The organism is Metabacillus crassostreae, from assembly GCF_016908395.1.
In the GTDB taxonomy this organism is placed as follows: domain Bacteria; phylum Bacillota; class Bacilli; order Bacillales; family Bacillaceae; genus Metabacillus; species Metabacillus crassostreae.
On the sequence record NZ_JAFBDU010000003.1, the window covers coordinates 25,460 to 38,812 of the forward strand.

The window sequence follows — 13,353 nt, forward strand, 5'->3', positions numbered from 1 at the left end:
ACAGGCATTCGCTTTCCCGGGAAAAAAGTACCTTTTTTCCTAGGTCCGTGAGCCTCCTCGTAAGCTGCGCGCCTGTGGGGTCTCCCTTTGACACGTTCTCTAAGCAGGAGTCTCATATATTCATCTCCAATCAACAATGTGCTAAAAATCAACATCAACCTTTAACAGAGCCTAATAGAAAAAAGCCTAAGCATTAATCATGGTGATCCCAATGAATAGTGCTTAAGCTGTAAACTAGTATTATTTAGAAAGTAAAGACAGATGTTCAAAGAAATTTGGATATGATACATCAATTGCTCCAGCATCTTCAAGTTGAACAGGTTCATTTGTTATACAAGAAGCTATAGCAAGCATCATCCCTATTCGATGATCTCCATGACTAGATACAACAGCATTACCTACTAATGCAGTCTTACCTGTTATAATCATTCCATCGTCTGTTGCTTTGATAGCTGCTCCTATTTTAGATAATTCTCCTACAACAGTATCAATACGATTTGTTTCTTTCACTTTAAGTTCACTTGCATCTTTGATAATTGTTTGACCTTCTGCTTGAGTTGCAAGTAAAGCAATTACAGGAATTTCATCTATTAGTTTTGGTATTAAATCTCCATCAATAATTGTTCCTTTTAAGGTTGATGTTTTTATAATGATATCTGCAATTGGTTCAAATGACTGTTCTTTATGTGGAATAATCTCAATTGAAGCTCCCATCATTTTTAACACATCAAGAATTCCCGTTCTAGTCGGATTTATTCCTACGTTTTTCAGGACTATTTCACTGTTTGGAACAATAGCTCCAGCAACAAGGAAAAATGCTGCTGATGAAATATCACCTGGTACAAATATATTAGTCGCTTGCAGGCTTTGTCCACCAACTATAGAAGCAGATTTGTCATCCTCTTCTACTTTAACCCCGAAAGCCCTTAGCATTCTCTCTGTATGATCTCTGGACTTATGAGGTTCAGTCACAATTGTTTCTTCACCACTTGTCTGCAAACCGGCTAGTAAGATAGCGGATTTGACTTGTGCACTAGCAACAGGAGAAGAATATTGTATCCCTTTCAAGTCACCACCACGAATTGATAATGGCGTGTATTGTCCATTTTCCCGTCCATCTATGTTAGCACCCATCATCTTTAATGGATTTGTTACCCTAGACATAGGTCTTCTAGCTATAGATTCATCACCAATTACACAGGAATGAAACGATGCCCCTGCTAATATTCCCATCATTAATCTAGTAGTTGTTCCTGAATTACCAACATCTAAAATATCAGTTGGTTCTACTAAACCTGCTAAACCCTTACCATCAACCGAAACTTGTCCTTCTTCAATATTGATTGTTACACCCATTTTTCTAAAACAGGAAACAGTACTTAAACAGTCCGCTCCCATTAAAAAGTTTGATATAAGCGTTTGACCAGTTGCTATTGATCCAAACATCACAGCTCTATGAGAGATTGATTTGTCACCTGGTATATCTATTTCCCCTACTAAACGCTCGACTTTTACTAAATTTTTGACCTCAGACATTTATTCCACCTCATTAATAATTTGGCATTAATATGAATGACTAACAAGCAATAATTTTAATTTTTAAATTCTCCAAGTATTAAGCATTGCTTATATGATAAATGTTTCATATGAAGAATATTTGCTAATACAATTTATAGCGAGCTCACGATCATGCTCTGTTTGGAAGCTTAGTCTCAAAACCCCATAAATTTCTTCACGCGTTTCGATTATTCGTATATTTGTTAAACTAATCTTTTCTTGAGCTAAGAAACCAGTGACCTCAGAAATAATTCCTGGATAATCAGGTACATCTACATATAAGTCATAGAATGAAGGAATTGCTCCTTTTTGCTTTTCAGGAAGACCATCTCGATAATGCTTTGCATGTTCAAAATAATCATACAGATTTTCTGCCTCCTCATTTTCAACAAAGCCCTTTACACGTTCCATTTCTGAAATCCAATCATCAAATAAATGTAATAGTGGACCTTTATTATGAAGAAGGATATCACGCCACATATAGGGATTACTAGACGCGATTCTAGTAATATCTCGAAATCCTCCAGCGGCTAATCTCTTTACTAAAGGAAATTGCTCTTCATGATTTTTTGCTTGATATACTAAACTAGCAGCAACTATATGAGGAAAATGGCTAATAACACCAGTCACTCTATCATGCTCCTGAGGAGACATTTCAATAAAATTGGCTTTTGTTCCTTCTAGAATATATTTTAGTTGCTCTAGATCCTCTGAAGTAACGTATTTTGAAGGAGTTAAAATATAAAATGCATTTTCAAATAAGTGTGGTTTTGCAGCTAAAATACCAGACTTATGTGAACCCGCCATCGGGTGACCTCCAACAAACTTAATTCTACCATTCAAATATTTATTAGCACATTCTACTATTTTCACTTTGGTACTTCCAACATCAGTGATAATGACATTTTTTTTCAATTCTACATCTTTAAGATCTTTTATTATATTTATCGTTTGCTCAACTGGAGTTGAAATGAAAATGATATCTACAGAAGAAATGTCACTCGGGAAAATCTCATAAGAAACTTCGTCTATTGCTCCCAGCTTCTTTGCGAGAGCTGCTTGGTCATTGTTAATATCGAACCCTAATATATGTATTGATGGATCGTTATGCTTAATTGATAACGCAATAGAGCCCCCAATTAACCCAAGACCTATTAAATATATTTTCTTTGCCATATTTTTGATCACCTTTTTTGGCCTTATCTTAGAGGCTTATTCGTCAAAATTTACATAGAAAAATGAATTTTTAGTTTTTTTAAGAGAAAAAGAGAGATTAACCAAGCAAAATCATACCTTTACCTACTAATGAATAGTAGGCGAATGCTTGTATTCATCCCTCTTTTTTATAAGAACTTATTGATTTGCTGCTCATAGAGAGTATATCTTCATACACTTTTTGATTAGACACATGAATCAATATTATTAAATCATTATTTATTTTGATTTATGAATACTAGCTTATTGAACAAAATCCTTTAAGATCTCAATGATTTCATTATTTTGAATCTCAGATCCTACTGTAATACGTAAATGTGTTGGAAAACCTAATGCATTACCTGAACGAACAATATAGCCTTTTTCAAGCAATGCCTGGAATACCTCATCAGAATCGCGGTTAAAATCTATTAAAATAAAATTACCCTCAGATGGATAGTAATCTAAATTTAAGTTTTCACAAAACTCATAAAATTGCTTTAATCCTTTTTTATTCTTTTCACGACAATCTTCTACAAATTCAGGATCATCTAAAGAAGCGATTGCAGCAGCTTGTGCTACCCGACTTGTATTAAAGGGTTCACGGGCTGGTTCAATTTTACGAATAAGCTCTGCATTCGCAACTCCAAACCCGATTCGCAATGAAGCTAATCCGTATGCTTTTGAAAAAGTACGGAGAATCATCAGATTTGAATATTCCTTTAATAATGATACAGTATCAGGATAATCCTCAGCCATAACGTATTCATAATAAGCTTCATCCACAACAACTAAAACGTGCTTTGGCACTTTAGATAAAAAATGAAGTAAGCTATCACTTGTGACATACGTGCCTGTTGGATTATTTGGTGTACACACCCAAACAACCGTGGTGTTTTCATCAATTTCCCCAAGCATTTCATTTAAATTATGATCACCATTAACGAGCGGTACCTCTCGTACTTCAGATCCTTCGATGACTGCATTATGCTTATACTGTGGAAATGTAGGTGTTGCCATAACCGTATTTTTCTCAGGATTTAATAAAGCACGACAAATAATTTGCACAACTTCATCAGAACCATTTCCGAAAATTAATTCCTCTTCATTTACATTTACATGTTTTGCTACTCTTGTACGTAAACTAGCGCTATATCCATCCGGATAAATAGCTAGTTGATCTAATTCATCCATTATGGCTTGTTTCGCTTTTGGGGAACAACCATAAGGATTCTCATTTGAAGCAAGTTTTACAACCTTTGTCAAATTAAATTGTTTTTTTACTTCTTCAATTGGTTTACCTGGTTGATACGGTTTTAGACCTAATAATTGTTTTTTTACTTGCAATTAAAACACCTCTCCTATATGAAAAAGATCATACCTTACCTTTAACATAGCTCTTTCATTATTATGTTTTCTATCATAAATTCAACTTAATCATTTTGCAATTTTATATGATAATCTTTCAAGCTTAATCTTAGTTCATTTAGAAACTGATTAATTGAATTTATCACCTTTTGTTATCTCGTTCATTATGTAGAAGGTATTGTTAAAGCTTTGTAGTTAATACCAACAATAAGCAATAACAAAACCAAAAGATAATACCAATTTGTTTAAGAGGCAAAGTTACTTGCAAAAGCTTTAAATTCATCAAGTGCTTCTTGACGAGTATTCTCATTAACGAGAGATTCTCCAAGGCGTTCGATTTCGCGTACTAATGCACTACCAACAACTACACCATCACAGATGGAAGCAAGTTCCTCTACTTGTTCTTTTGAGGAAACTCCGAAGCCTACAACTACTGGAACTTTACTGTACCTTTTCACTTCATCCAAAAAGTTTACGATGGATTTATCAAAGTTTTTTCTTTCTCCAGTAACACCCAAAGAGGAAACACAATAAACAAAGCCTTCTGCATTTTCCGCTATCATTTTTATTCTATTTGAAGACGTTGGCGCAATAAGAGAAATAAATGAGATAGAATGTTCCTGACATTTTTCTCTAAGCTCTTCACTTTCTTCAAATGGTATATCAGGTATTAGTAGTCCATCTACCGTATTTTCTCGCAGTAAAGCGAAAAAGGATTCTTGATCTAATTGTAACACAGGATTGTAATACGTAAATAATATAATTGGAATTTTTAAACCTTTTTTACGCATTTCAGGTACAAGCTTGATCGCTTTTACGATATTCATCCCACTTTGCAAAGCACGACTTGATGCTCTTTGAATAACTGGTCCGTCTGCAACTGGATCTGAATAGGGGATACCTAATTCTATTGCTGATGCTCCTGCATCTTGAAGAGCAATAGCTAAATCAATCGTACAGTCTGAATATGGATCACCGGCTGTAATAAAAGGAATAAATAAATTATTTTGAATTGATTGTTTGAAGAGAGTTGTCATGATTTTCTACCTCCTGATAATACGACATTAATGTATGAACATCTTTATCTCCTCTACCAGAAAGGCAAATAAGAATAGTATCTGATTTTTTCATTAGCTTCGCATGTTCAAATGCAGATGAAAGAGCATGTGCTGATTCAATTGCAGCTAAAAGACCTTCTTCTTTCGCCAAAAGTTCCAATGCATCTAATGCCTGTTTGTCTGTTACACTCTCATATTTAACACGTCCTGATGAAGCAAGATGTGCATGCTCTGGACCAATTCCAGGATAATCTAAACCAGCTGAAATAGAATACGGTTCAGTGATTTGACCATATTCATCCTGTAATAGATATGTTAATGAACCATGAAGGACACCCTTTGTACCTTTTGTAATTGTAGCAGCATGCATATCTGTATCAACACCCTTACCAGCTGCTTCTGTAGCAACAAGTTCAACATCATCATTTAAGAAAGCTGCAAACATGCCAATTGCATTGCTTCCACCACCAACGCAGGCCATAACTTTTGTAGGCAAACTTCCTTCTAATTGGAGAAATTGAGCTCGTGCTTCGTCACCGATAACTCGTTGAAATTCTCTCACAATGTACGGATATGGATGAGGTCCAACAACTGATCCAATAATGTAAAAATGATCTTCACAATGTTGAACCCAATAACGCATTGCTTCATTAGTAGCATCTTTTAATGTCTTATTTCCACTGGTTACAGGAATAACCTCCGCTCCAAGCAATTGCATACGAAATACATTTAATTCCTGCCTTCTAACATCTTCTTCACCCATAAAGACTTGACATTTCATTCCAAATTTTGCTGCAACAGTAGCAGTAGCTACACCGTGCTGACCTGCCCCAGTTTCTGCTATAATCTTGGTTTTACCCATCCTTTTGGCTAGTAATACTTGACCAATTGCATTATTAATTTTATGTGCACCTGTATGGTTTAAATCTTCACGTTTTAAATAAATCTTTGCTCCACCTAATTTTTCTGTTAAATTACCTGCGAAGGTAACTGTCGTAGGTCTACCTGAATATTCTTTTAGCAAATGATGATATTCTTCCATAAATAAAGGATCATCCATGGCTTCTTTATGCGCTTTTTCAATTTCAGCTAATGGACTCATTAAAGTTTCTGGTACAAACCGTCCACCAAAATCTCCATATCTCCCTTTTTCATCTGGATAAGTTGACATATTGTAACATCCTTTCTTCTATCTGCTGAATTTTGGCCTTATTTTTTTTCTCATCCTCTTCTATACCACTTGAAAGATCGATTCCTTGAGGCTGTAATTCTAGTAATCTACTAATATTTTTTTCATTAATACCACCAGCTATAAAGCAATCTTTGTTTTGTAACATTGCATAATTGATGTATTGGGGAGCTGCTTTCCAATCAAAGCTAACTCCTGTCCCACCCCATGCACCTTTTATTCTAGAATCAATAACAAATCCATCTACAGTATCTATGAATTCTTCCATTTGCTTTAAAGTGTTTTCGTGATGATGAAGAGCTTTCCAAATAACAAGACCTCCAAATTGTTTTTGCACCTTTTTAATTTGCTCTAAAGATTCATTACCATGAAATTGAATAACATCTACTGGAATTTTTTTTATAACCTCTTGTAATTCCTCACTAGTAGGATTAACAACAACAGCAACTAGCATTTTATCCTTTACATCAACATCTTCAAGCCATTTTTTCACTTCAGCTGGTTTAACCTTACGTTTACTTTCAGCAAATATAAATCCTATATAATTCGCTTGAGACTGTGAAACAAGTTTTAAGTCATCAATATTTCTAACTCCACAGTATTTTAATTTTGGATTATCCATGAATGATTTCTCCAAACAATTGTTTAATTGCAAGTGTTTGATCTTCTTTTCTCATCAACGATTCTCCAACTAAAACTACATTCGCTCCATATCGTTGTACAAGCTGCAAATCCTTGTTCGTATGAATACCGCTCTCACTCACAAGTATAGTATCTTTTGGAACAGTTTCAGCCATTGCTTCTAGTTGGTGTATATTCGTTTCAAACGTTTTCAAATTACGATTGTTCACTCCTAATATTTTTGGAGTAATTACTTTTAATACACGATCTAATGTATCTTGATCATGTACCTCAACTAGAACATCTAACGAAAGCTCTGTTGCATACTGATACAGCTCACTTAATAAGGTTGGCTCAAGTGCTTCCCCTATTAAGAGAATCGCATCTGCTCCGATTCTTTGGGCTTCATCTATTTGTATTGTATCGATAATAAAATCCTTCCTTAAAATTGGAAGATTAACCGCTTTTTTAACCTGTATTAAATATTCTCGTTTTCCTTGAAAATAAGGAGAATCAGTTAGAACAGATAAACAATCTGCTCCACCTCTCTCATAAGCCTTTGCAATCTCAACAGGATGGAATTCTTCTTTTATTAACCCTTTAGATGGTGATGCCTTTTTCACTTCAGCAATAAGTGCTACGTCTCTTTGTGGATTTAATAAAGCGTTTAGAAACGAAACTCGAGGTAGTTTTTCATCTTCAGGTAATATAAGATTTTTTATTTCTTCTTTTTTTGTTTCTATGATTTGATCAAGCATAATTTTCCTCCCGTTGATGCCTTAACATTTGTAATTGCTTTAGAGCTACTCCATTACGAATTGCTTCTTTTGCTAAAATCACACCTAAATCCAATGTTTTCACATGGTTCGCTACATAAAGAGCAGCACCTGCATTAATTGCTACTATATTTTCTGCACTGACAGGTCCTTCGCCTCTAAATATTTGTTCAATGAGTTTAGCACTTTCCTCTGCATTACTGACCTTAAGCTCATCATTATTACCTACGATTAGACCTACATCTTTAGGATGAAGAACATACCGAGAAATCTCACCGTTCTTTAGCTCAACAACATCAGTTTCAGTTGAGATAGAAATCTCATCCAAACCATCTCTACCAGTTACTAGTAATACATGCTCTGCTCCAAGTCTCTTTAATGCCTTTGCCATTTTTTCAGCATAATCAGTTGAGAAAACACCAATTATTTGTCTTTTTGCATTTGCTGGATTAGACAATGGACCTAACAAATTAAAAACTGTTCTAAAGCCAATCTCTTTACGTGGATTTACAGCATGTTTCATTGAGGAATGAAACATAGGTGCAAACAAAAAGCTCATGTTTTGTTCATTTAAGCTTTCCACCGCTTCTTCAAGTGATGTTTGTATATTTACCCCTAATTTCTCTAGAACATCAGCACTTCCACTTTTAGAGGAAATAGCTCTATTTCCATGCTTTGCTACCTTTACTTTTAGAGATGATACAACAATTGCAGCAGCTGTTGATATATTAAAGGTTGAGGTACCATCTCCTCCAGTTCCACAAGTATCAACAACATCACTATCATATTGTATTGACGTCATATGCTGCTTCATCGATTTTGTAAACCCTACTAGTTCATCTACTGTTTCTCCTCTAAGACGCATGATTGAAACAAGACTAGCAATTTGACTAGGTGTTGCATTGCCAGTCATGATTGAGTTCATTACCTGTTCAGCTTGCTCCTCTGAAAGAGTGTTACCTTCAATACAGTGTGCTAGAAGTTTTTTCATCTTTGTGTACCTCCTCAGAAAAGACTTTTTCTGCTAATTGAATGGCTTTTAACATTGCGCTTGCTTTATTACATGTTTCTTTCCACTCAAGCTCAGGTACACTATCCACAACAATACCTGCACCTGCCTGAACGTATGCAGTATTATTTTTAACTGTAATAGTTCTTATTGTTATACAAGAATCAATATTTCCATCAAAACCAACGTAAGCTACACATCCTGCATAACTCCCTCTAGCATTTGGTTCTAACTCATTGATAATTTGCATTGCACGAATTTTTGGTGCTCCTGAGACAGTACCTGCAGGGAAGGATGATAAAAGTGCGTCCATTGGGTGAACTTCTTCTTTTAATTTCGCAGTCACCTTTGAAATAAGATGCATAACATGTGAAAAACGGCCAACTTCCATCAATGTAGGAGTTGTAACAGAGCCATATTCTGCTACTCTTCCTAAGTCATTTCTTGCTAAGTCAACAAGCATATAATGTTCTGCTTTTTCCTTTTCATCATGCTTTAATTCTTCTTCAAAATATTGATCTTCTTCAACCGTTTTTCCTCGTCTTCTTGTACCGGCAATTGGATGAATTTCTAGATGCTTATTTTGAATATAAATTAATCTCTCTGGAGAGCTACCGACTAGTTCGGTATCATTTATCCTTATATAAAATAAATATGGTGATGGATTGATAATTCGTAAGATTCTATATAAAGAAAAACCGTCTGTTTTTAATGGAATCTCAAATCGTTGCGATAATACACCTTGGAATATATCTCCTGCTCGGATATACTCTTTCACCTTTTCCACATCTTCTAAAAATTTACTTTTCTCATAATTAGACTTAATATGATCAAAATTAACATCAAAGGAGTTCGATATAGCTAATGGCAATTGTTCTGGTTGTGTTTTCTGATTTAACATACTCACATATTTATTTAGTTTAGCTTCTGCAAGCATATAGGTCGCTTTTAGATTTCCTTCTTCTTCATCACCGTTCACACGAACATAATGGATGAAATAAAGCTGTTTTTCGTGATGATCAAATGCAATGATTGTTTCACAAACGAAAAACATACAATTTTGTTGATTCAGATCATTGGTTTTATGTTTTTCAACTTTTTCGAAAATTGAAACTGCATCATATCCAATATAACCAACAGCTCCACCAACAAAAGGTATATCGATATCTGGTAATTTTATAGCCAAATGATTTTGTAACTGCTTAAACGTACTCGTTATTGAATTTGATTTTGATAAGGTTTTTCTTTGCTCATTTAAAATCGAAAATTCACCAAAACTTTCTTCTATAAACAAGAATGGATTAAGGCCAATAAATGAGTATCTTGACCAATTTGATTCAGCATCTTTACTTTCCAATAGATAAACAGCTTCATCTTTAAAAAGTTGAAACAATTGAATTGGTGTAATGGTATCTACCATATACTTTTCTACAATGGGGATTGTTCGATAATGTTTGCTATCTTCACTAAAAGTGGTAAAAGAAGAAAAATTCAAAATAACTCACTCCTCCAATATTTTTTGGAGAATGAGATTTTAGGAGGTTATAAAATTATTGAAGATTATTGTTAACACAATTAATTAAACGGACATTAGGGCTATGTACAATATTGTTTCTAATTCTTAATATATTGTACATTATAAACCCTATATGCTATAAAATTAAAACCCAAAAACACGTTTGTTTTTGGGTAGATTTGTGCCATCATAATATACCTCAGCTAAACTCACTCATTCTCGGCTACCCTATACTCTTATACTCTACTCAACTATTATTTAATCTTCTTTATCATGGTAATATAATTCACTAAAAAATGTCAAGAATACATCCACTGTTTCAATAATCATCATTTTATTAGATCTTAACACCTTTTTTTCTTAGGTTATCATCTATTTTATTAAATCTGGTCTAAGAACTACAGCATTTCTTGCGTAAACATGTTGAATTTGATTTTGTTCAATTTTTGTCTGAACTGTCATCATTATTCTAATACATTTCTCTAAACTTCCTGGAACAGGTATTTCTTGCATACACATAACAGGAACATAAGTCCAGCCTTCTATTTCTCTTAGTGCTTTTGCCGGAAAAGCAGCATCAAGATCTTCTGTTACTGTAATGATAACATGTGCCACATCCGCTGCTTCTATGTTATTCTTTACTATCAGTTCTTTAAGAAGCTCACCTGTTGCTATAACAATCTCATAAGCATCATTGTCATCAACTGTAATAGCGCCTCGAATCCCCCTAATCAAATTTTCTCCCCCCGATCTATACCTCGCCACTCTTCAAGTAAAGAATGAAGTTCATCCTTAGTAAATGTGTCAGAAGTTGTAGCACCAATTTCTTTCAGCAAAATCATTTTAATTTGATTAGACTTTGTTTTCTTATCTTTTGTCATTTTATTAACTAGTTCCTCTGTACTTTGTTCCGCTGGTATAGACGTTGGAAAACCGATTTTTTCAAACCATATCTTGATTTCTTCATATGATAATTTATTAACTTGAAATTTATTACTTAACCATATTGCAAAAAGCATACCTATTGCAACACAATCACCGTGTGATATTTTCCCATAACCAGCTTCTGCTTCTATTGCATGTCCTAACGTATGACCAAAATTCAAAATTTCACGAAGTCCCAATTCTCTTTCATCTTGTGAAACAACATCCGCTTTAATTTTAATTCCTTCTAGGATCATTGTTTCTAGCTTTTCAGATGAAAGATCTCTTAAGTCAGAAACTTCATTATAAAGAAAATGATAAAAAGGCTCACTACGAATGAGGGAGTGCTTAATAACCTCAGCAAATCCTGAACGTAACTCTTCATGCGGTAAACTATTTAAGAATTCACTATCATAAACGACAGCTTTGGGTTGATAAAAAGCACCAATCATATTCTTACCTTCTGGATGATTAATTGCTACTTTTCCACCAACAGCACTATCATGCGCAAGTAATGTTGTCGGTATTTGTATGTAAGGGACACCTCTCATAAAGGTTGCAGCTACAAAGCCTGTTAAGTCACCTACAACTCCACCACCAAAAGCAAGGATAACTGACTTCCTATCTAACCCCTGCTGAAGTGCAAATGATTGTAATTCATAAAACAATTCAAATGACTTTGAAGACTCACCATTCTTCACAACAAACTTACATGTTGGAAATTGTTTACTAACTATTTTAACCAAATCACTACCATAACGTTCATTTACATTATTATCTGTTACAATAAGCACTTTAGAAGGATTTAGTTCTAATAATAATGGAGATAATTCTTGTATAGCATTGTCCCCAACATAAACTGGATAGATCGAGTCAGTCGTTTCCACCAAAATTGATTTCATTTAAAATTCCCTCGAGTAAGTATGCATCTTCTGAATATTTTCTTTAATTAAATCCATTCGATCTAATCCAAATTGCTCCACAATAGCATTTGCTATTTCCCAAGCAACAACTGACTCTGCCACAACACTTGCTGCAGGAACTGCACAACTATCTGATCGCTCAATACTTGCACTAAACGGTTCTTTTGAATCTATGTCAACACTTTGTAATGGTTTATATAATGTTGGAATTGGCTTCATTACACCTCTAACAACAACGGGCATACCAGTTGTCATTCCACCTTCAAATCCTCCCAGACGATTTGATTTACGAGTATAACCATCCTCAGATGACCATTGGATCTCATCATGTACTTGGCTACCAAATTTTCTAGCAGCTTCAAAGCCTATACCAAATTCCACGCCTTTAAATGCATTAATACTAACAATTGCACCTGCGATTTTACTATCTAATTTACGGTCGTAGTGTACATAACTACCAATTCCAGCAGGTAAACCTTCCACAACTACTTCAACAATTCCACCGATAGAATCACCATTTTCTTTTGCTTGATCAATGGCTTCCATCATTTTCACTTCTGCATTACGATCATAACATCTTACAGGTGATTCCTCTGTAACTGCTAATAAGTCATCAATGTTTTTGTAATTAGTATTTTCTGCTCTTACTCCACCGATTTCTAGTACATGACCAACTACCTTAATGTTTAATTCTGCTAATATTTGTTTTGCTAATGCACCTACAGCTACACGAACAGTCGTTTCACGTGCCGATGAACGCTCAAGCACATTCCTCATATCACGATGTCCATATTTCATTGCACCAACCAAATCAGCGTGTCCTGGGCGAGGACGTGTGATTTGGCGCTTCACTTCTTGTTCTTCTTCATCTGTAATAGGTTCAATACCCATTATTTTAGTCCAGTGCTTCCAATCTCTATTTTCAACAACAAGTGATATTGGTGAGCCTAATGCTTTACCATGTCTTACTCCACCAAGAATTTGTACTTGGTCTTTCTCTATTTGCATTCTTCTACCACGACCATATCCCTTTTGTCTTCTTGCTAAATCAGAATTTATTGTTTCTGCTGTTAAATTAAGTCCAGATGGTACACCTTCAACAATTGCAGTTAATTGAGGCCCATGTGATTCACCAGCTGTTAAATACCTCATTCTACTCTCTCCCTTCAACGCACTAACGCTTTTAAGTAAAAATATAACATAACTTTTTCTAAAAAA

The 13,353-nt window shown here is 34.7% G+C and carries 12 protein-coding genes; all 12 read right to left on the reverse strand.

Annotated elements, in window-relative coordinates:
* Positions 1 to 240: 240 nt before the first annotated feature.
* The 12 genes from aroA to aroC all read right to left on the reverse strand — a co-directional run bounded on the left by aroA (position 241) and on the right by aroC (position 13,287).
* Positions 241 to 1,536 carry a 3-phosphoshikimate 1-carboxyvinyltransferase gene (gene aroA / locus JOC75_RS11745; protein WP_204954263.1) on the reverse strand — a complete coding sequence of 432 codons (1,296 nt, stop codon included), beginning with the start codon at positions 1,534 to 1,536 and terminating at the stop codon, positions 241 to 243.
* 90 nt (positions 1,537 to 1,626) lie between these two features.
* On the reverse strand, positions 1,627 to 2,733 hold the full coding sequence (locus tag JOC75_RS11750) for a prephenate dehydrogenase (RefSeq protein WP_204954264.1): 1,107 nt from the start codon (positions 2,731 to 2,733) through the stop codon (positions 1,627 to 1,629).
* A 282-nt stretch (positions 2,734 to 3,015) separates the two neighbouring features.
* Positions 3,016 to 4,098 carry a histidinol-phosphate transaminase gene (gene hisC, locus JOC75_RS11755; protein ID WP_204954265.1) on the reverse strand — a complete coding sequence of 361 codons (1,083 nt, stop codon included), beginning with the start codon at positions 4,096 to 4,098 and terminating at the stop codon, positions 3,016 to 3,018.
* 266 nt (positions 4,099 to 4,364) lie between these two features.
* Positions 4,365 to 5,156: a tryptophan synthase subunit alpha gene (gene trpA / locus JOC75_RS11760; protein ID WP_204954266.1), complete on the reverse strand. Its 792-nt coding sequence runs from the start codon at positions 5,154 to 5,156 to the stop codon at positions 4,365 to 4,367.
* Entirely contained in the window at positions 5,122 to 6,348 is a 1,227-nt protein-coding gene (gene trpB / locus JOC75_RS11765; protein ID WP_204954267.1) for a tryptophan synthase subunit beta, read from the reverse strand. The genes trpA and trpB overlap by 35 nt, the downstream gene beginning before the upstream one ends.
* Positions 6,329 to 6,988: a phosphoribosylanthranilate isomerase gene (locus tag JOC75_RS11770; RefSeq protein WP_204954268.1), complete on the reverse strand. Its 660-nt coding sequence runs from the start codon at positions 6,986 to 6,988 to the stop codon at positions 6,329 to 6,331. The genes trpB and JOC75_RS11770 overlap by 20 nt, the downstream gene beginning before the upstream one ends.
* Positions 6,981 to 7,745, reverse strand: a complete 765-nt coding sequence (gene trpC / locus JOC75_RS11775; protein WP_204954269.1) for an indole-3-glycerol phosphate synthase TrpC — start codon at positions 7,743 to 7,745, stop codon at positions 6,981 to 6,983. The genes JOC75_RS11770 and trpC overlap by 8 nt, the downstream gene beginning before the upstream one ends.
* Positions 7,738 to 8,754, reverse strand: a complete 1,017-nt coding sequence (gene trpD, locus JOC75_RS11780) for an anthranilate phosphoribosyltransferase (RefSeq protein WP_204954270.1) — start codon at positions 8,752 to 8,754, stop codon at positions 7,738 to 7,740. Before trpD ends, trpC begins: the two co-directional genes overlap by 8 nt.
* The gene (trpE, locus tag JOC75_RS11785; protein WP_239589438.1) at positions 8,726 to 10,267 is read right to left on the reverse strand and encodes an anthranilate synthase component I; all 1,542 of its coding nucleotides are present in this window, start codon (positions 10,265 to 10,267) and stop codon (positions 8,726 to 8,728) included. The genes trpD and trpE overlap by 29 nt, the downstream gene beginning before the upstream one ends.
* 393 nt (positions 10,268 to 10,660) lie before the next feature.
* Positions 10,661 to 11,023 carry a chorismate mutase gene (gene aroH / locus JOC75_RS11790; protein ID WP_204954271.1) on the reverse strand — a complete coding sequence of 121 codons (363 nt, stop codon included), beginning with the start codon at positions 11,021 to 11,023 and terminating at the stop codon, positions 10,661 to 10,663.
* Complete coding sequence (gene aroB, locus JOC75_RS11795) at positions 11,020 to 12,114, reverse strand: 3-dehydroquinate synthase (protein ID WP_204954272.1); 1,095 nt, start codon at positions 12,112 to 12,114, stop codon at positions 11,020 to 11,022. Before aroB ends, aroH begins: the two co-directional genes overlap by 4 nt.
* Positions 12,115 to 13,287 (reverse strand): chorismate synthase, encoded by a 1,173-nt coding sequence (gene aroC, locus JOC75_RS11800; RefSeq protein WP_204954273.1) that lies wholly within the window; start codon positions 13,285 to 13,287, stop codon positions 12,115 to 12,117.
* Positions 13,288 to 13,353: the final 66 nt, after the last annotated feature.

Coding starts and splice junctions, on each gene's coding strand:
- aroA (WP_204954263.1), bottom strand. CDS start 1,536: ATGTCTGAGGTCAAAAATTTAGTAAAAGTCGAGCGTTTAGTAGGGGAA.
- JOC75_RS11750 (WP_204954264.1), bottom strand. CDS start 2,733: ATGGCAAAGAAAATATATTTAATAGGTCTTGGGTTAATTGGGGGCTCT.
- trpA (WP_204954266.1), bottom strand. CDS start 5,156: ATGACAACTCTCTTCAAACAATCAATTCAAAATAATTTATTTATTCCT.
- trpB (WP_204954267.1), bottom strand. CDS start 6,348: ATGTCAACTTATCCAGATGAAAAAGGGAGATATGGAGATTTTGGTGGA.
- JOC75_RS11770 (WP_204954268.1), bottom strand. CDS start 6,988: ATGGATAATCCAAAATTAAAATACTGTGGAGTTAGAAATATTGATGAC.
- trpC (WP_204954269.1), bottom strand. CDS start 7,745: ATGCTTGATCAAATCATAGAAACAAAAAAAGAAGAAATAAAAAATCTT.
- trpD (WP_204954270.1), bottom strand. CDS start 8,754: ATGAAAAAACTTCTAGCACACTGTATTGAAGGTAACACTCTTTCAGAG.
- aroB (WP_204954272.1), bottom strand. CDS start 12,114: ATGAAATCAATTTTGGTGGAAACGACTGACTCGATCTATCCAGTTTAT.
- aroC (WP_204954273.1), bottom strand. CDS start 13,287: ATGAGGTATTTAACAGCTGGTGAATCACATGGGCCTCAATTAACTGCA.